15 protein-coding genes are annotated in these 17,656 nt (G+C 69.9%); 8 read left to right on the top strand and 7 right to left on the bottom strand.

Annotated elements, in window-relative coordinates:
- The first annotated feature begins 47 nt into the window (after positions 1-47).
- Positions 48-1,673: a chaperonin GroEL gene (groL, locus tag ACWFR4_RS28195; protein ID WP_453655135.1), complete on the top strand. Its 1,626-nt coding sequence runs from the start codon at positions 48-50 to the stop codon at positions 1,671-1,673.
- 119 nt (positions 1,674-1,792) lie between these two features.
- Here groL and ACWFR4_RS28190 read toward each other — a convergent pair whose 3' ends face one another.
- The 4 genes from ACWFR4_RS28190 to ACWFR4_RS28175 form a co-directional block, all read right to left on the bottom strand.
- On the bottom strand, positions 1,793-2,500 hold the full coding sequence (locus ACWFR4_RS28190) for an ester cyclase (protein ID WP_453460584.1): 708 nt from the start codon (positions 2,498-2,500) through the stop codon (positions 1,793-1,795).
- A gap of 153 nt (positions 2,501-2,653) precedes the next feature.
- Positions 2,654-3,427 (bottom strand): SDR family NAD(P)-dependent oxidoreductase, encoded by a 774-nt coding sequence (locus tag ACWFR4_RS28185; protein WP_266561105.1) that lies wholly within the window; start codon positions 3,425-3,427, stop codon positions 2,654-2,656.
- A 9-nt stretch (positions 3,428-3,436) separates the two neighbouring features.
- Positions 3,437-3,583 carry a hypothetical protein gene (locus ACWFR4_RS28180; protein WP_453655133.1) on the bottom strand — a complete coding sequence of 49 codons (147 nt, stop codon included), beginning with the start codon at positions 3,581-3,583 and terminating at the stop codon, positions 3,437-3,439.
- Positions 3,584-3,851: 268 nt separating this feature from the next.
- On the bottom strand, positions 3,852-4,544 hold the full coding sequence (locus ACWFR4_RS28175) for an MOSC domain-containing protein (protein ID WP_453460582.1): 693 nt from the start codon (positions 4,542-4,544) through the stop codon (positions 3,852-3,854).
- A gap of 80 nt (positions 4,545-4,624) precedes the next feature.
- Between ACWFR4_RS28175 and ACWFR4_RS28170 the strand changes: the two genes are divergently transcribed.
- Positions 4,625-5,521 (top strand): LysR family transcriptional regulator, encoded by an 897-nt coding sequence (locus ACWFR4_RS28170; protein WP_453655131.1) that lies wholly within the window; start codon positions 4,625-4,627, stop codon positions 5,519-5,521.
- Positions 5,522-5,580: 59 nt separating this feature from the next.
- On the opposite strand, the gene ACWFR4_RS28165 is transcribed toward ACWFR4_RS28170, so the two are convergent.
- The gene (locus ACWFR4_RS28165) at positions 5,581-5,919 is read right to left on the bottom strand and encodes a WhiB family transcriptional regulator (RefSeq protein WP_266561100.1); all 339 of its coding nucleotides are present in this window, start codon (positions 5,917-5,919) and stop codon (positions 5,581-5,583) included.
- A 381-nt stretch (positions 5,920-6,300) separates the two neighbouring features.
- Here ACWFR4_RS28165 and ACWFR4_RS28160 point away from each other — a divergent pair, with 381 nt between their 5' ends.
- The 4 genes from ACWFR4_RS28160 (at position 6,301) to ACWFR4_RS28145 (ending at position 10,840) form a co-directional block, all read left to right on the top strand.
- Positions 6,301-6,912, top strand: coding sequence for a response regulator transcription factor (locus ACWFR4_RS28160; RefSeq protein WP_003948568.1), 612 nt, complete (start codon positions 6,301-6,303; stop codon positions 6,910-6,912).
- A 253-nt stretch (positions 6,913-7,165) separates the two neighbouring features.
- Entirely contained in the window at positions 7,166-7,750 is a 585-nt protein-coding gene (locus ACWFR4_RS28155; protein ID WP_384678322.1) for a sigma-70 family RNA polymerase sigma factor, read from the top strand.
- A gap of 345 nt (positions 7,751-8,095) precedes the next feature.
- Positions 8,096-9,601, top strand: a complete 1,506-nt coding sequence (gene guaB / locus ACWFR4_RS28150; protein WP_453460576.1) for an IMP dehydrogenase — start codon at positions 8,096-8,098, stop codon at positions 9,599-9,601.
- A gap of 114 nt (positions 9,602-9,715) precedes the next feature.
- Positions 9,716-10,840 (top strand): GuaB3 family IMP dehydrogenase-related protein, encoded by a 1,125-nt coding sequence (locus ACWFR4_RS28145; RefSeq protein WP_453655127.1) that lies wholly within the window; start codon positions 9,716-9,718, stop codon positions 10,838-10,840.
- 96 nt (positions 10,841-10,936) lie between these two features.
- Here ACWFR4_RS28145 and ACWFR4_RS28140 read toward each other — a convergent pair whose 3' ends face one another.
- Positions 10,937-12,190, bottom strand: a complete 1,254-nt coding sequence (locus ACWFR4_RS28140; RefSeq protein WP_453655125.1) for a nucleotide sugar dehydrogenase — start codon at positions 12,188-12,190, stop codon at positions 10,937-10,939.
- 284 nt (positions 12,191-12,474) lie between these two features.
- On the opposite strand from ACWFR4_RS28140, the gene ACWFR4_RS28135 reads away from it, so the two are divergent.
- Positions 12,475-14,181 (top strand): glycerol-3-phosphate dehydrogenase/oxidase, encoded by a 1,707-nt coding sequence (locus tag ACWFR4_RS28135; protein ID WP_453460567.1) that lies wholly within the window; start codon positions 12,475-12,477, stop codon positions 14,179-14,181.
- 138 nt (positions 14,182-14,319) lie between these two features.
- On the opposite strand, the gene ACWFR4_RS28130 is transcribed toward ACWFR4_RS28135, so the two are convergent.
- On the bottom strand, positions 14,320-15,369 hold the full coding sequence (locus ACWFR4_RS28130; protein ID WP_453655123.1) for a serine hydrolase domain-containing protein: 1,050 nt from the start codon (positions 15,367-15,369) through the stop codon (positions 14,320-14,322).
- 114 nt (positions 15,370-15,483) lie between these two features.
- On the opposite strand from ACWFR4_RS28130, the gene ACWFR4_RS28125 reads away from it, so the two are divergent.
- Complete coding sequence (locus ACWFR4_RS28125) at positions 15,484-17,568, top strand: serine/threonine-protein kinase (protein WP_453655121.1); 2,085 nt, start codon at positions 15,484-15,486, stop codon at positions 17,566-17,568.
- Positions 17,569-17,656: the final 88 nt, after the last annotated feature.

Here is a 17,656-nt window from a genome sequence, read left to right as displayed (position 1 = left end):
ATGCCGGGCGTCGGGGGCGCAGTTCGTTCGAGAGGACTAACAGCTCCATGGCGAAGATCCTGAAGTTCGACGAGGACGCCCGTCGCGCCCTCGAGCGCGGCGTCAACAAGCTTGCCGACACGGTCAAGGTGACGATCGGCCCCAAGGGCCGCAACGTCGTCATCGACAAGAAGTTCGGCGCTCCCACCATCACCAACGACGGTGTCACGATCGCCCGCGAGGTCGAGCTCGACGACCCGTACGAGAACCTCGGCGCGCAGCTGGTGAAGGAGGTGGCGACCAAGACCAACGACATCGCGGGTGACGGCACCACCACCGCCACCGTGCTCGCCCAGGCCCTGGTCAAGGAAGGCCTGCGCAACGTCGCCGCCGGCGCCTCCCCGGCCGCCCTGAAGAAGGGCATCGACGCCGCGGTCAAGGCCGTGTCCGAGGAGCTCCTCGCGACTGCCCGTCCGATCGAGGACAAGGCCGACATCGCCGCCGTCGCCGGTCTGTCCGCCCAGGACTCGCAGGTCGGCGAGCTCATCGCCGAGGCGATGGACAAGGTCGGCAAGGACGGTGTCATCACCGTCGAGGAGTCCAACACCTTCGGTCTGGAGCTGGACTTCACCGAGGGCATGGCGTTCGACAAGGGCTACCTGTCTCCGTACTTCGTGACGGACCAGGAGCGCATGGAGGCCGTGCTCGAGGACCCGTACATCCTGATCAACCAGGGCAAGATCTCCTCCATCCAGGACATGCTGCCGCTGCTCGAGAAGGTCATCCAGGCCGGTGGCTCCAAGCCGCTCCTGATCATCGCCGAGGACGTCGAGGGCGAGGCCCTGTCGACCCTGGTCGTGAACAAGATCCGCGGCACGTTCAACGCCGTCGCCGTCAAGGCGCCCGGCTTCGGTGACCGCCGCAAGGCGATGCTCGGCGACATGGCCACCCTCACCGGTGCCACCGTCATCGCCGAGGAGGTCGGCCTCAAGCTCGACCAGGCCGGTCTGGACGTGCTCGGCACCGCCCGCCGCGTGACCATCACCAAGGACGACACCACGATCGTCGACGGTGGCGGCGTCAAGGCCGACGTCGAGGGCCGCATCAACCAGATCAAGGCCGAGATCGAGAACACGGACTCCGACTGGGACCGCGAGAAGCTCCAGGAGCGCCTCGCGAAGCTCGCCGGCGGCGTGTGCGTGATCAAGGTCGGCGCCGCCACCGAGGTGGAGCTCAAGGAGAAGAAGCACCGTCTGGAGGACGCCATCTCCGCGACCCGCGCCGCGGTCGAGGAGGGCATCGTCTCCGGTGGTGGCTCCGCTCTGGTGCACGCCGTCAAGATCCTCGAGGGCAACCTCGACAAGACCGGCGACGAGGCCACCGGTGTCGCGGTCGTGCGCCGCGCCGCCGTCGAGCCGCTGCGCTGGATCGCCGAGAACGCCGGCCTCGAGGGCTACGTCATCACCTCGAAGGTCGCCGAGCTCGACAAGGGCCAGGGCTTCAACGCCGCGACCGGCGAGTACGGCGACCTGGTCAAGGCCGGCGTCATCGACCCGGTCAAGGTCACCCGCTCCGCCCTGGAGAACGCCGCGTCCATCGCTTCGCTGCTGCTCACGACCGAGACCCTGGTCGTCGAGAAGCCGGCGGAGGAGGAGTCCGAGGCCGGCGGCCACGGGCACGGCCACTCCCACTAGTGCACTGAGCCACTGATGCAGGGCCAGTCCAACTGGCGTCTGTTCGTACGAGGCCCGGTTCCGCGTTCTTCGCGGGGCCGGGCCTCGGCGTGTGCGGCGCCGGGTCCGGGCCCGAGCGGTCAGGACTCGAGCTGATCGAGCGCGCCGAGCTGGGCCATCAGCCCCAGTCGGTCCTCGTGCCACCAGCCCTCGACGATCTTCCCGTCCTCCTGGAACCGGAAGATGGTCGCGCCGGTCATCGTGACCTGCTTGCCCGTCGCCGGAATTCCCATGAAGTCGCCGTTGTGGTCGCCCTTGAAGGTCCACCGCGTGCACACGCGGTCGCCTTCGGTGATCTGGTCGTCGATGGTGAAGTCGATGTCGAACCCGCCGCGGTACATCTCGATCTCGCGCCGCATCGCGTCGAGACCGATGGTGTCCGTCACGTTGCCGGGGTCGTGGTCGTGGTAGTCCTCCGCGAGCAGGTCGTTGAGCGGCGGCAGTTCACCCTCGGTGGCGACCGTCTCGAAGAACCGGCGCGCGTTGCCCGCGTACAACTGCTCGTCCCGCACCACCTCGAGGTCGGTGAAGGTGGGCATCTCGTCGCAGAGGGCGACCATCTCCCGGAAGATCGTGTCGGTCTCCGGAAGGTTCGAGTTCCGCATCGCCTCCTCGTACGACGGGAACTCCACGATCTCGATGAAGTGCGACGCGTCGGACCGGTCCTTGCCGACGACGCTGTGCGTCGCGGTCCGCTTCCCCTTGGTCCGCTCCGCCCATGTGTCCATGAGCTGGTTCATCTCGTCGAATCGGCTGGTCTTGCAGTCGATCAGTTGCACGAACGTCATGACGCCACCTTCCGGCCCCCCTGCGTAAGGTCCGGACAGCTCCATCTTCCCACCGCCGTGTAACGACCCGGCGGGACCGGGACCGGGTGGAACCGGGCTCCGGCGGGACCGGGGCCCCGCAGGACCCGGCCTCGGCCCCGGACTCGCCGCGCCTTACTGCGGCCCGTACTTGCGCCCCGTCTTCGCCGTGACGCCGCCGAGCAGCCCGCGAGGCGCCAGCTTCACGACGCCCATCAGCGTCTTGTACCGCGGATCCGGGATCGACAGCGACTTGCCGCGCGCCAGATCGGCGAGCGCCGCCGCCACCAGCTTGTCGGCGTCGAGCCACATCCACTTGGGGATGTTGTCGGTGCCCATGTCGGCCCGCTCGTGGAACTCCGTACGGACGAAGCCCGGGCAGAGCGCCATCAGCCGCACGCCGCTGCCGGCCAGGTCCCGCGCCGCGCCCTGCGTGAACTGCACGACCCACGCCTTCGACGCGCCGTACGTCCCGCGCGGCACGAACGCCGCTACCGACGCCACGTTCACCACGCCGCCCCTGCCGCGCTCACGCATCGGCGCCACCGCGGCGGACGTGAGCCGCAGGACCGCCTCGCAGTGGACCTTCAGCATGGTCAACTCGTCGGCGAGCGGGACCTCCAGGTACTGGCCCTTGTTGCCGAAGCCCGCGTTGTTGATCAGCAGGTCCACCGGACGCTTGCGGTCGGTCAGCCGTGCCTCGACCGCGCCGATGCCCTCGTCGGTGGCGAGGTCCGCCGTGAGCACCTCGGCCTCGATGCCGTGCCGGTCGTGGAGCTCGGTGGCCTGCTCCCGCAGCCGCTTGGTGTCACGCGCCACCAGGACGAGGTCGTGGCCGTCCGCGGCGAGCCGGCGCGCGAACGCGGCACCGATCCCCGAGGTGGATCCCGTAATCAGAGCGGTAGTCATGGGGCAAGGCTAGTGACCGCCGTGGGCATGACCACGCTCGGGAGTCCCCGCGCGTTGTTCCTTGTCCACGACCACGAACTGCCCCATCACACCGCTGTCCTCGTGGGAGAGCGGACGGAAGCGGACATGTGCGGAGTGTCGGGAAGGAGCATCCATGCACCGCCCCTTTGCTTTCCGATATCTCCAACTCGCCTATATACGCGGTCAGTTCGGGTCGCTGCGGGAGTCGTCCCCGATGTGGTGGAGGTTGGGTCGGGCGGGAAGCTCGACGCATGTCCCGCTTCAAGCACGTTCTCCTCGTGGCCGGTTCGGTCGCCACCGTCGTGGCGCTCGCGACCAGTTGCGCAACCGGCGCGCGGACCAAGGCCGCTGGCGCCGCGCGCCCAAGCCCGCCACCGCCGCGCGGCCCAGGCCCGCTCCACCCCTACGCCGCGTCGCCCGCCACGTCCCCGCCGCCGTACTTCGCCACGTACGTACGAGCCGCCTCGACTGCCTCCGGGGCGAGTGCGTCCGCCGCGGCGAGCAGCCGCGGGAGCAGGTCCCGGTCGGTGGTGACGGCCCGGAACTGGAAGGCGACGGTCACCTCGTGGTCGGGCCGGTGAACGATCTCGATCGTGTCGCCCGCCCGGATCGCGCCCGGCTCGATCACTCGCAGATACGCGCCAGGTGCGGCTCGCGCAGTGAAGCGCTTGACCCACCCCTTCTCGCCGAGGTGACCCTGGAACGTGCGGCAGGGGATCCGGCCCGAGGTGACCTCGAGGACCAGGTCGGGGCCGACGCGCCAGCGCTCGCCGATCTTCGCGCCCGTCACGTCGACACCCTCGGTGGTGAGGTTCTCTCCGAACGAGCCGTTGCGCAGATCGTGGCCGAGCGTGCCCTGCCACTCGTCGAGGTCCTCGCGGGCGAAGGCGTAGACCGCCTGGTCGTCGCCGCCGTGATGGCGCATGTCGCACACGGCGTCCCCTTCGAGACCGCTGGCGCCGACCCCCTTGGGCCCGGGCGCCGCCACCCGGACAGGGCCCGGAACCGGCCGCTTGTCGATACCGGTCACGCCTTCGGCCTGGTCGGTGTGCTCACTGGCCTCGGGGCGACCCACATTCAGAGACAGAAGCTTCATGACGGCACGCTAAGCGACGCGGCGCCAAAGCGTCGACGCATTTTTTCCCGTTGCATCCAAGGCTCCCTTATGCTTGAGAAATGATCGAGGCTCGTCATCTCCGTGTCCTGCGCGCCGTGGCCGCCACCGGCTCCTTCTCGGCGGCCGCCCGCGAACTCGGCTGCACCCAGCCCGCGGTCAGCCAGCAGATGAAGGCCCTCGAATCCTCTGCGGGCACCCCGCTCCTCATCCGCACGGGCCGCGAGATGCGACTCACCCAGGCGGGTGAAGCTCTGGTGCGGCACGCGGCGGGAATCCTGGCCGGACTGACCGCGGCGGAGGAAGAGGTCGCCGCCATCGCGGGCCTGCGCGCAGGCCGTGTCCGGCTCGTCTCGTTCCCCAGCGGCAGCTCCACGCTCGTTCCCACGGCGCTGGCCGCCCTGCGCGCCGCGCACCCCGGCACCCGCGTCTCCCTGGTGGAGGCGGAGCCGCCGCGCTCGGTCGAGATGCTGCGTGAGGGGGACTGCGATGTGGCCCTGGCCTTCCGTTACGAAGGGGCGCAGGCCGCGGAGGACTGGGGCGACCTCGTCGTACGTCCGCTGCTGGCCGACCGGCTCGTCGGCCTCGTCCCTGAGGGGCACCGGCTGGCCAAGTCGGAAGCGGTCTCCATCGGTGAGCTGGCCGACGAGCCCTGGATCGCGGGTTGCCCGCGCTGTCGCCGACAGTTGGTGGAGGTCTGCGAGGGCGCGGGATTCACTCCGCGCATCGACTTCGCGACCGACGACTATCCGGCGGTGATCGGCCTGGTCGGCGCCGGCCTCGGTGTGGCCGTCCTGCCGGAGCTCGCCATCGAATCCGTACGCCCCAAGGGTGCACGCACAGTGACGGTGGAGCCGGCTGTGCAGCGCGAGATCGTCGCTCTCACACTGCCCGACCTGGCCCAGGTGCCGGCCGTGGCAGCCACGCTCGACCACCTGGCGCGGGCCGCGGCACGCTGATCGGGCCCATAGGGGCCCACGGGCACGTCACTGCGTGCCCACCTTGGAAAAACGTTCCTTCAGTTGTTCACCCCGGGTGGGGCGCCGCCCGCCGGTGCCGGTGCGGCGGCGACGAGTCTGTTGCGGGCGCGGCCCATGAGCTCCTCGCGCTCGTCCTCGGTCAGCCCGCCCCACACGCCGTACGGCTCGCGTACCTGGAGCGCATGAGCAGCGCACTCCGCGCGCACCGGACACCTCATGCAGACCTCTTTGGCCGAGTTCTCGCGTGCGCTGCGCGCCGCTCCCCGCTCCCCCTCCGGATGGAAGAAGAGCGAGCTGTCCACCCCGCGGCAGGCCGCGAGGAGCTGCCAGTCCCACAGATCTGCGTTCGGTCCGGGAAGGCGGGAGAAATCTGCCATTGCTGTGTCCCCTTGTAGCCGTTCTGACGCGGGAAGGTGCCCAAGAACCGTACATCTACTGTCTAAGGAGATGAAAATATGACTCATTGCGAATCTAGCCTCAGACACCACTGAAAGTGAAGAAAAAGAGCTAAATGGGGCATGCCTTGTGGCGAAACCTTGTGGGTCGCTTGCGCCGTCTGCTCTGTGTCCGGTCCCTCACGTAGAGTGCCGAAGCAGACCGTCGAACCCGTAACTCTTTCGGGTGACCGTCGTTGAGACTGCGGAGGCGGTTGAGAGAACAAGCGCTCGGGCATCTGTCCGAGAGCGTCGACCGCACAGGTGACGATTCGTACCAGCCTGGAGGCCCAAGGTGACGCGCATCAGCTGCGGAGGACGGTCATGACATCCGTCCTCGTCTGCGACGACTCCCCGCTTGCCCGAGAAGCGCTCCGCCGCGCGGTCGCGACCGTCCCCGGCGTAGAGCGCGTGACGACCGCGGCCAACGGCGAGGAAGTCCTGCGCCGCTGGGGCGCCGACCGCTCGGACCTGATTCTGATGGACGTACGCATGCCCGGTCTGGGCGGCGTCGAGACGGTCCGGCGGCTGCTGTCCGCCGATCCCGGTGCGCGCATCATCATGCTCACCGTGGCCGAGGACCTGGACGGTGTCGCGCTCGCCGTCGCCGCCGGTGCCCGCGGCTATCTGCACAAGGACGCCTCGCGTGCAGAACTGCGTGCCACGGTCACGCAGGCGCTCGCCGACCCGACCTGGCGGCTCGCGCCGCGCAGACTGCGGTCGGCCGAGATGGGTGCGGCACCGACGCTCACGGCGCGTGAGATCCAGGTGCTCGAGGGCATGAGCCACGGCCGGTCCAACGCGGAGATCGGGCGCGAGCTCTTCCTCTCCGAGGACACGGTCAAGACGCACGCACGCCGCCTCTTCAAGAAGCTCGGCGCCTCGGACCGCGCGCACGCCGTGGCGCTCGGCTTCCGCTGGGGCCTGGTCCGCTAAGGCGCACGGTGCGCCGCCGCGGGGGCACAGCGATCCCCGTCCGCCCCAGGGCGGACGGGGCTGCGGACGGCCGCCGGTCCTCGTTTCGCCGGACATGCCGCATCCTTGAGTTGTGGAGTTCCTCAGGGACGAGTCGGCCGAGCGGAAGGGGAGGGCGCACGAGATGAGTTCCGGCGCACCTGCTCATAACGCTTCAGTGCACAACTACGGACGCGGTGCCACGGACCGGACGCCGCCAAGGCACCATGGACCGATGCGCGACGACGAGGCAGCCGGCCGAGGAGCCATCGGTGCACTGGTCCGCAGCGCCGTCGAGGGCGACGAGCAGGCCACGCACGACCTTCTCGCGCACGTCCACCCCCTCGCGATCCGCTACTGCCGCAGCCGTCTGACCCGACTGCCGGGTGACGCACGGCACTTCGTGGAGGATCTCGCGCAGGAAGTCTGTGTGGCGGTGCTTCTCGCGCTGCCGCGCTACAAGGACACCGGACGCCCCTTCGAGGCGTTCGTCTTCGCCATCGCCGCGCACAAGGTCGCGGATCTCCAGCGCGCCGCCATGCGGCATCCCGGTTCCACCGCCGTGCCCTCCGACGAGATGCCGGAGCGGCCCGACGACTCGCTCGGACCGGAGGAGCGGGCCCTGCTCAGCAGCGATGCGGAGTGGGCGAAGAAGCTCCTGGCCAACCTTCCGGAGAACCAGCGCGAGCTGCTGCTGCTCCGTATCGCCGTCGGCCTCACCGCCGAGGAGACCGGACAGATGCTCGGCATGTCTCCGGGCGCCGTCCGCGTCGCCCAGCACCGCGCGCTCAGCCGGCTGCGGGCGCTCGCCGAACAGTGAGCCGAGCAAGCCGAGTACCGGGGCGGGCCGAGTACCGAGGCGAGCAGTGTGTCGAGCGCCGAGCCGAGCGGCCGAGCCGAGCAAGCCGAACACCGAGGCGAGCAGTTGTCGAGCGTCGAGCCGAGCGCCGAGCAAGCCGAATACTGAGCCGAGCGTCGAGCCGAGCGCCGAGTCGTTGAGTGAGACGCGCCACGCGCGCGTGCCGCGGCGCACCAAGGGCGGGCCGCGGTCTGCGCACGTGTGAACGTACAAATCTGCTCGGTGATCTTGATCGTGGAATGAGACACCTCCGGATCCCGTTAGCATGGACATCCGCACCGATCAAGGCCATTTGGGGAAGGTGTCATGACTGCAAACGTCGACGGAGTGCCCGAGAAATTCGCGACACTCGGGCTGACCTACGACGACGTGCTGCTGTTGCCGGGCGCGTCCGAGGTCCTCCCGAACGCGGTCGACACCTCGTCCCGCATCTCCCGCAACGTGCGCGTGAACATTCCGCTGCTGTCGGCGGCGATGGACAAGGTCACCGAGTCCCGCATGGCCATCGCCATGGCGCGGCAGGGTGGCGTCGGCGTGTTGCACCGCAACCTGTCGATAGAGGACCAGGTCAACCAGGTCGACCTCGTGAAGCGTTCCGAGTCCGGCATGGTGACCGACCCGATCACCGTGCACCCGGACGCGACCCTGGGCGAGGCCGACGCGCTGTGTGCGAAGTTCCGCATCAGCGGCGTCCCGGTGACCGACCCGGCGGGCAAGCTGCTCGGCATCGTCACCAACCGCGACATGGCGTTCGAGTCCGACCGCAGCCGGCAGGTGCGCGAGGTCATGACGCCGATGCCTCTCGTGACCGGCAAGGTCGGCATCTCCGGCGTCGACGCCATGGAGCTGCTGCGCCGCCACAAGATCGAGAAGCTTCCGCTGGTCGACGACGCGGGCGTCCTCAAGGGCCTTATCACGGTCAAGGACTTCGTGAAGGCCGAGCAGTACCCGAACGCGGCGAAGGACGCCGAGGGGCGCCTCCTCGTCGGTGCCGCGGTGGGCGCCAGCCCCGAGGCCCTGGAGCGCGCTCAGGCGCTGGCCGAGGCGGGCGCGGACTTCCTCATCGTCGACACGTCGCACGGACACAACAGCAACGCGCTGAACTGGATGGCGAAGATCAAGTCCAGCGTCGGCGTCGACGTCATCGGCGGCAACGTCGCGACGCGTGACGGCGCGCAGGCCCTGATCGACGCCGGTGTCGACGGCGTGAAGGTCGGTGTGGGCCCCGGCTCCATCTGCACCACGCGCGTGGTCGCCGGTATCGGTGTCCCGCAGGTCACCGCCATCTACGAGGCGGCTCTCGCCGCCCGTGCCGCCGGCGTCCCGGTCATCGGTGACGGCGGTCTGCAGTACTCCGGCGACATCGGCAAGGCGCTCGCCGCCGGTGCCGACACGGTCATGCTGGGCAGCCTCCTCGCGGGCTGTGAGGAGTCCCCGGGCGAGCTGCAGTTCATCAACGGCAAGCAGTTCAAGTCGTACCGCGGCATGGGCTCCCTCGGGGCGATGCAGTCCCGTGGGCAGGGCCGGTCGTACTCCAAGGACCGCTACTTCCAGGCCGAGGTCGCCTCCGACGACAAGCTCGTGCCCGAAGGCATCGAGGGCCAGGTGCCCTACCGCGGCCCGCTGGCCAACGTGCTGCACCAGCTCGTCGGCGGTCTGCGCCAGACGATGGGCTATGTGGGCGCCGCCTCCATCGACGAGATGGAGACCAAGGGCCGCTTCGTGAGGATCACGTCCGCGGGCCTCAAGGAGAGCCACCCGCACGACATCCAGATGACGGTCGAAGCACCGAACTACAGCCGTAGCAAGTAGCCGCAGACAGTCGAAGACAGGGCCAGGGGCGGCCCCGGGGTTCCCGGGGCCGCCCCTGGCGCGTATGTCGGGGATACTGGAAGGCGCTGAAACGCAGAGGGAAAGGCCACACACGTGACTGAGATCGAGATCGGGCGCGGCAAGCGCGGCCGCCGGGCGTACGCCTTCGACGACATCGCCGTCGTACCGAGCCGTCGTACGCGCGACCCGAAGGAGGTCTCGATCGCCTGGCAGATCGATGCCTACCGTTTTGAGCTGCCGTTCCTGGCGGCTCCCATGGACTCGGTCGTCTCGCCGGCCACCGCCATCCGGATCGGGGAGCTCGGTGGCCTCGGCGTGCTGAACCTCGAGGGCCTGTGGACCCGCTACGAGGACCCGCAGCCGCTGCTCGACGAGATCGGCGAGCTGGACACGCAGAGCGCCACGCGCCGCCTCCAGGAGATCTACGAGGCTCCCATCAAGGAGGAGCTGATCGGGCAGCGCATCAAGGAGGTGCGCGACTCCGGTGTCGTCACCGCCGCCGCGTTGTCGCCGCAGCGCACCGCCCAGTTCTCCAAGGCCGTCGTGGACGCGGGCGTCGACATCTTCGTGATCCGGGGGACCACTGTGTCCGCCGAGCACGTCTCCGGTGCCGCCGAGCCGCTGAACCTGAAGCAGTTCATCTACGAGCTGGACGTGCCGGTCATCGTGGGCGGCTGTGCCACGTACACCGCCGCGCTGCACCTGATGCGCACCGGCGCGGCCGGTGTGCTCGTCGGCTTCGGTGGCGGCGCCGCGCACACCACGCGCAACGTGCTGGGCATCCAGGTGCCGATGGCGACCGCCGTGGCCGATGTGGCCGCCGCCCGCCGCGACTACATGGACGAGTCCGGCGGCCGGTACGTGCACGTGATCGCCGACGGTGGCGTGGGCTGGTCCGGCGACCTGCCGAAGGCCATCGCCTGCGGCGCCGACGCCGTGATGATGGGTTCCCCGCTGGCGCGCGCCACGGACGCGCCCGGCCGCGGCCACCACTGGGGCATGGAGGCCGTCCACGAGGACGTACCGCGCGGCAAGAAGGTCGACCTCGGGACCGTCGGTACGACGGAGGAGGTCCTCACCGGGCCTTCGCACACCCCGGACGGTTCGATGAACTTCTTCGGCGCCCTCAAGCGCGCCATGGCGACGACCGGCTACAGCGAGCTCAAGGAGTTCCAGCGGGTCGAGGTCACGGTGGCGGACTCGCAGCACCGCCGCTGACGCAGTACTACGCAGCTCTACGTGGAAGGGGCCCGCACCGTTTCGGTGCGGGCCCCTTCCGCGTAGAGGGCCATCACAGGTCTACGGAGAGGTGCTTTACAGGCGGTGGGCCGCGCCTGTCGGGGTGGCGCCCCTGGTGTCCAGGAGGAGCTGGGCCTTCACGGACAGGCCCTGGAGGTCGTACGTGCGGTGCTGCTGGAGCAGGATCGTCAGGTCGGCGTCCGCGGCGGCCTCGTAGAGGGAGTCCGCGCGGGGGACCGGGTGGCCGAGGACGTTCCACGACGGGATGTGCGGGTCGTGGTAGCTGACCGCCGCGCCCAGCTGCATCAGCCGGGTGGCGATCTCCTGGGCGGGGGTGCCCTCCAGGTCGGCGACGTCGGGCTTGTACGTGATGCCGAGGAGCAGGACGCGGGCGCCGCGGGCCGACTTGCCGTGTTCGTTGAGGAGGGTGGCGGCGCGCTGGATCACGTACTGGGGCATGTGGTGGTTGACCTGCTGGGCCAGTTCCACCATGCGCAGGGGGCGGACCGGGAGGGGCGGGCGTGAGAGGTCCTGGGGGACTCCGTGGCCGCCGACGCCGGGGCCGGGACGGAACGCCTGGAAGCCGAACGGCTTGGTCTCGGCGCAGCGGATGACGTCCCACAGGTCGACGCCCAGGTCGTGGCAGAGGACGGCCATCTCGTTGACCAGAGCGATGTTGACGTGGCGGTAGTTGGTCTCCAGGAGCTGGACGGTCTCGGCCTCGCGTGGTCCACGCGCGCGAACCACCTTGTCGGACAGGCGGCCGTAGAAGGCGGCGGCGGACTCGGTACAGGCGGGGGTGAGCCCGCCGATGACCTTGGGGGTCGTGGCGTACGCGTGCGTGCGGCTGCCGGGGTCGAGGCGGCCGGGGGAGTAGGCGAGGTGGAAGTCGCGGCCGGCCCGCAGCCCCGAGCCGTCCTCCAGGAGGGGGCGTAGGACGCCTTCGGTGGTGCCGGGGGCGACCGGGGTCTCGATGATCACCGTGGTGTGGGGGCGCAGTCGGGTGGCCAGGGCGCGCGTGGCGTCGGTGAGCTGCATGAGGTCGAGGGAGCGGTCCGCGCCGAGTGGCGCGGGGGCGCAGATGACGGCGGTGCGGACGCGGCCGAGTTCGACGGGGTCGCCGGTCGGCCGGAAGCCCCCCGAGAGCATCCGGCGGATGTCGGCAGCGGTCAGGGTTCCCTCGGCGCCGTCGCCGGGGAGCCGGCCGGCCGCGAGGTCGGTGGCGCGTACGGGGTCGTAGCCGATGGTCGCGATGCCGGTGGCGACGGCGGCCTGGGCGAGAGGCAGGCCGAGGTGACCGAGTCCGATGACGGCGAGATCTGCGGGCATGGCGGTGGGCCGTCCTTCCCAATAGCGGAGCGGGAGGAGAGCGCAAGCCCTGTGGACAAGATGGGCGAGCGCAATGTCAGACTAGGAGTAAATATGACCGTTATGCGGTATTGCCTGGCCGGGAATCCGGGAGTGTTGTCCACAGGCTGCGGGTGAGTGGTGGCTGAAGTCGGGCACGGAGGTCAGAATCGGTGCATGGGTGATGAGAGCCGGGGCGCATCACACAGGTGACACCGGTGGGACCGACTGGACCGACGCCGACTGACCGACAGCGGGAGGTAGCAGTGAGGACAGCGACACTGGGACCGGCGGAGCGTGCCGAGGCGCTCGCGGGAATGGCCGAGCGGGAGCTGGACATCCTGGTCGTGGGCGCGGGGGTGGTCGGCGCGGGCACCGCGCTCGACGCCGCCACCCGCGGTCTGTCCACCGGCCTGGTCGAGGCGCGGGACTGGGCCTCCGGCACATCGAGCCGGTCGAGCAAGCTGATCCACGGCGGGCTCCGGTATCTCGAGATGCTCGACTTCGCACTCGTGCGCGAGGCGCTGAAGGAGCGCGGGCTGCTCCTGGAGCGGCTCGCCCCGCACCTCGTGAAGCCCGTCCCGTTCCTGTATCCCCTCCAGCACAAGGGCTGGGAGCGGCTGTACGCGGGCTCGGGCGTCGCCCTGTACGACGCGATGTCGATGGCGCGCGGGCATGGGCGCGGGCTGCCCATGCACCGTCATCTGAGCCGAAGTCGCGCGCTTCGGGTCGCGCCCGCGCTCAAGAAGGACGCGCTCGTCGGCGCCCTGCAGTACTACGACGCGCAGATGGACGACGCGCGGTATGTGGCGACGCTGGTGCGGACGGCCGCGATGTACGGGGCGAAAGTCGCCAACAGGGCGCGTGTGACAGGGTTTCTGCGGGAGGGCGAGCGCGTCGTCGGCGCCCGCGTCGAGGACGTGGAGGGCGGCGGGGAGTACGAGATCCGCGCCCGCCAGGTCGTGAACGCGACAGGCGTGTGGACGGACGACACCCAGGCGATGGTGGGCGAGCGGGGCCAGTTCCACGTGCGCGCGTCCAAGGGCATCCACCTCGTCGTGCCCAAGGACCGGATCAACTCGACGACCGGGCTCATCCTGCGCACCGAGAAGAGCGTCCTGTTCGTGATCCCGTGGGGGCGCCACTGGATCGTGGGCACCACGGACACGGAATGGGACCTCGACAAGGCGCACCCCGCGGCCTCCAGCGCCGACATCGACTATCTGCTCGAGCATGTGAACTCGGTGCTCGCGGTGCCCCTCACGCGCGACGACGTCCAGGGGGTCTACGCGGGCCTGCGGCCCCTGCTCGCCGGCGAGTCCGACGCCACCAGCAAGCTCTCGCGCGAGCACACGGTGGCGCACCCCGTGCCGGGGCTCGTCGTCGTGGCGGGCGGCAAGTACACGACGTACCGGGTCATGGCCAAGGACGCCGTCGACGAGGCGGTGCACGGGCTCGACCAGCGCGTCGCCGACTGCGTCACCGAGGACATCCCGCTGATCGGGGCCGAGGGCTACCACGCGCTGTGGAACGCGCGGGCGAGGATCGCCGCGCGGACCGGGCTCCATGTGGTGCGGGTGGAGCATCTGCTCAACCGGTACGGGTCGTTGGCGGAGGAGGTGCTCGACCTGGTGGCCGCCGACCCCGGGCTCGGCGCGCCCCTCACCGGCGCCGACGACTATCTGCGGGCCGAGGTCGTGTACGCCGCCTCGCACGAGGGGGCGCGGCATCTCGACGATGTGCTGACGCGGCGCACGCGGATCTCGATCGAGACGTTCGACCGGGGGACGCGGTGTGCGCGTGAGGCGGCCGAGCTGATGGCTCCGGTGCTCGGCTGGGACAAGGGCCAGATCGAGCGGGAGGTGGAGCACTACGAGAAGCGGGTGCAGGCCGAGCGGGAGTCTCAGCGTCAGCCCGATGACCTCTCGGCCGATGCGGCGCGACTGGGGGCGCCGGATATTGTGCCGCTGTGATGGGGTGCACCGGGGTTGCGCCGGGGGCTGTGCCGCCAGGCCCCCCTTTCGCCCTGCGGGCTCGTCCTCAGACGCCGGACGGGCTGAAAGGGTGCGCTCGTCCTCAGGCGCCGGGCGCGATGAGTGGTGCGCTCGGCGTCAATCGTCCGACCCGCTGGTGGGTGTGGGTGGGCAGAACTCTGCAGTCAGGAGGCGGCGTTCCAGTTCGGGGGTGTTCTTCGCGGTGTCCGTGTTGGTGCGGAACGTGATGACTCTTGACGCCGTTCTTGTTGCCGCTGTGCGGACATAGCTGCCCTCTATTCGGCCGTTGTGGCCCCATATCGTCGTTCCGCAGGGGAGTTCCGTGGGGTAGAGGCCCATGCCGTAGCGGCCTTGTGTGGTGCGGGTGTTGAGCATCGTGCGGAGTTGGCTCGGGGGAAGGAGGCGGCCCTTCAGGAGGGCCGTGTAGAAGCGGTTCAGGTCGGTGAGGGTGGAGACCAGTTCGCCTGCGGCGCCGGCCACGCGGGGGTTCAGAGCGGTTACGTCGTCGCCTGTCGCGTCGTACGCGCGGCCGTGTGGCGTGGGCAGTGTGGTGCGGGTACCGGGGAACGACGTGCCGGCGAGGTGGAGCGGCTCGATGATGCGGTGGCGGGCCTCGGTCGCGTACGAGTGGCCCGTGACCTGGCCGATCACCATGCCCAGCACGACGTAGTTGGTGTTCGAGTACGACCAGTGGTTGCGAGGGCTCGGCGGGCCGGCCTCGGCCAGTTGTACGGCCGTTTCGGGGGATACCGGGATCGTGCCGTGCGTGCGCGCCGTGAAGTCGGGCAGGCCACTGGTGTGGGTGAGAAGCGAGTGGAGGGAGACGGAGTGGTCACGCAGCAGACCGGGGAGGTGGTCGTCCACCGTGTCCGAGAGGCCCAGGCGGTGTTCGGCGGCGAGTTGCAGCACGACCGTCGCGATGAACGACTTCGTGATGCTCCCGGCCCGGAAGTGGTCGGTGCGGCGGATCGTGGCGCCGGTGCGTACGAAGCGCGTCGTCATGCCCTCGCGGGCGAGCAGCGCCGCGGCGGGGGCCTTGCCCTCTGTGACCAGCAGCGGAAGAGTGGCGTCCGTGGCCGGGGCCGCGAGCGTCGTGGAACTGCCCGGAAACATACAGAAGAGGCTCGCTGCCAGGGGTATCGCCAGCAGTGTCCGAAGTACGGGCATGACGGTCCCTCCGTGTATGCGGTCCATCATGCGGGACGGCCGACCCTGGGCGTGGAGTGGTCCCCGGGTAGGGGACAATGAAGGCTCTGTCAGGGCGGGTTGCAGAGGGGACGCATGTCGGAGGCGGAGCAGGCGGGCACAGCTCGTCAGGACAAGAGTGCACGTCTCCTCGCCGGGCGCTACCGGCTGGGAGAAGTCCTCGGCCGCGGCGGCATGGGCACCGTGTGGCGCGCGAAGGACGAGACACTCGGCCGGACGGTCGCCGTCAAGGAACTGCGGTTCCCGTCGAGCATCGACGACGAGGAGAAGCGGCGCCTGATCACGCGAACGTTGCGTGAGGCGAAGGCGATCGCGCGGATCCGGAACAACAGCGCGGTGACTGTCTACGACGTGGTCGACGAGGACGACCGGCCGTGGATCGTGATGGAACTCGTCGAGGGCAAGTCCCTCGCGGAGCAGATCCGCGAGGACGGCCTGCTGGAGCCGCGACGCGCCGCCGAGGTCGGGCTCGCGATCCTCGACGTGCTGCGCGCGGCGCACCGCGAGGGCATCCTGCACCGCGACGTGAAGCCGTCGAACGTGCTGATCGCCGAGGACGGGCGCGTCGTCCTCACGGACTTCGGCATCGCCCAGGTCGAGGGCGACCCCTCGATCACGTCCACCGGCATGCTCGTCGGCGCGCCCTCGTACATCTCGCCGGAGCGGGCGCGCGGGCACAAGCCCGGCCCTGCCGCCGACCTGTGGTCGCTCGGCGGACTGCTGTACGCGTCGGTGGAGGGAGTTCCTCCGTACGACAAGGGGTCCGCCATCGCGACCCTGACGGCCGTCATGACCGAGCCGGTCGACCCGCCCAAGAACGCGGGGCCGCTGGAGAAGGTCATCTACGGGCTGCTCGCCAAGGACCCGGAGCAGCGGCTCGACGACGCCGGGACGCGGGCCCTCCTCAACGACGTCCTGCACGCTCCCGAGCCCAAGGACGAGGAACCCGAGCCGGTCGACGCGACCAAGGTCGTGCCCCTGCCGCCTATTCCCGAGCAGACGCCCAAGGTGCCCAAGACATCCAAGGTGCGCTTCGGTAAGGGAAGTTCGGCGGCGGTGGCTGCTGCGGTGTCCGGGTCCTCAGCTGCTTCCGTGAGTCCCGCTGACGCCGGTGACGGCACCGGCGCGGGCAAGAGGGGCGAAGAAGCCGCCGAGAAGCTGCGCGGTGCGCTGCGGTCGGTGCGGAAAGCCGCTGCTGCGGCCACCGCTGCGACGGCGGCCGGTGTGGCCGGCAAGAGTGGCGGGGCCGAGTCCGGCAGTACGGATGCCTCCGCGCATCCCGCAGTCGGGCAGGGCGGTTCGGGTGTTCCGGCGCAGCCCGCCGGGCCGCCGCGTACGCCGGCGACCAGGGCCTCGCTCACGGACGTGGTCCCGCGGCGCACCCTCGTGATCGTCGCGGTGCTCGTCGCGCTCGCCGTGATCGGCACCGTCATCGGCATCGCGTTCAGCGGTGGCGACGACGGCAGCTCCGCCAAGGGCGGCGACAAGTCCGCCTCCGCGGGAGCAACCGGAGGCGGCGGAGGAGGCAGCGGCAGCGGTAGCAAGGACAAGGGCAGCGGGTCCGGCAACGGCGCGGCTCAGGGCGGCGGCAAGGGCTCCGACAAGGGCTCCGACAAGGGCCAGGGCTCCGGCTCGGACACCGACAAGGGCGGTGACAAGGACAGCGACGCCGGCCAGGGTGCGTCGCCCGGCAGCACCAGCGGCGGCAGCGGGGTCCCGGGCGGCAGTGGCGCAGCCTCGACGTACAAGCACGACCAGGGCTTCTCCATCGGCCTCCCGAAGGGCTGGAAGTACATCTCGACGAGCGCGGCGGGGGCTCGCTTCACGGGTCCCGACGGGCAGAAGCTGCTCGTCGGCTGGACGGCGACGCCCAAGTCGAACCCGGTCCAGGACTGGCGCAACCAGGAGCGGTACATGGTCCGCTCCCAGTACGACCGGATACGCATAGCGGCGGTCGAATACCGCGGCTGGAACACGGCCGACTGGGAGTTCACGTACGTCGACGGGGGCACCAAGTACCGCTCGACAGACCGCGGGTTCGTGGTCAACAGCGGTCTCGGGTACGGCCTGATGTACACGGCCAAGGCCGCCGACTGGGACGGTGCGCAGCGCAAGGCCGCCTGGCAGACGTTCACCAAGACGTTCAAGCCGAAGTCCTGAGCCTGAAGGCAGTCCGGCACGTATCGTGAGTGCTTGCGGACCGTGCGCAGCCGTATCGGGACGCATCACTGTGCACAACAGGGCGCAA

This window comes from Streptomyces sp. NPDC055140 (assembly GCF_053607285.1).
This window is presented reverse-complemented; position numbering and strand designations above follow the sequence as displayed.

Coding starts and splice junctions, on each gene's coding strand:
- ACWFR4_RS28170 (WP_453655131.1), top strand. CDS start 4,625: ATGATCGAGGCTCGTCATCTCCGTGTCCTGCGCGCCGTGGCCGCCACC.
- ACWFR4_RS28185 (WP_266561105.1), bottom strand. CDS start 3,427: ATGACTACCGCTCTGATTACGGGATCCACCTCGGGGATCGGTGCCGCG.
- ACWFR4_RS28130 (WP_453655123.1), bottom strand. CDS start 15,369: ATGCCCGTACTTCGGACACTGCTGGCGATACCCCTGGCAGCGAGCCTC.
- ACWFR4_RS28165 (WP_266561100.1), bottom strand. CDS start 5,919: ATGGCAGATTTCTCCCGCCTTCCCGGACCGAACGCAGATCTGTGGGAC.
- ACWFR4_RS28160 (WP_003948568.1), top strand. CDS start 6,301: ATGACATCCGTCCTCGTCTGCGACGACTCCCCGCTTGCCCGAGAAGCG.
- ACWFR4_RS28175 (WP_453460582.1), bottom strand. CDS start 4,544: ATGAAGCTTCTGTCTCTGAATGTGGGTCGCCCCGAGGCCAGTGAGCAC.
- ACWFR4_RS28140 (WP_453655125.1), bottom strand. CDS start 12,190: ATGCCCGCAGATCTCGCCGTCATCGGACTCGGTCACCTCGGCCTGCCT.
- ACWFR4_RS28190 (WP_453460584.1), bottom strand. CDS start 2,500: ATGACGTTCGTGCAACTGATCGACTGCAAGACCAGCCGATTCGACGAG.
- ACWFR4_RS28180 (WP_453655133.1), bottom strand. CDS start 3,583: ATGGATGCTCCTTCCCGACACTCCGCACATGTCCGCTTCCGTCCGCTC.
- ACWFR4_RS28155 (WP_384678322.1), top strand. CDS start 7,166: ATGCGCGACGACGAGGCAGCCGGCCGAGGAGCCATCGGTGCACTGGTC.
- guaB (WP_453460576.1), top strand. CDS start 8,096: ATGACTGCAAACGTCGACGGAGTGCCCGAGAAATTCGCGACACTCGGG.
- ACWFR4_RS28125 (WP_453655121.1), top strand. CDS start 15,484: ATGTCGGAGGCGGAGCAGGCGGGCACAGCTCGTCAGGACAAGAGTGCA.
- groL (WP_453655135.1), top strand. CDS start 48: ATGGCGAAGATCCTGAAGTTCGACGAGGACGCCCGTCGCGCCCTCGAG.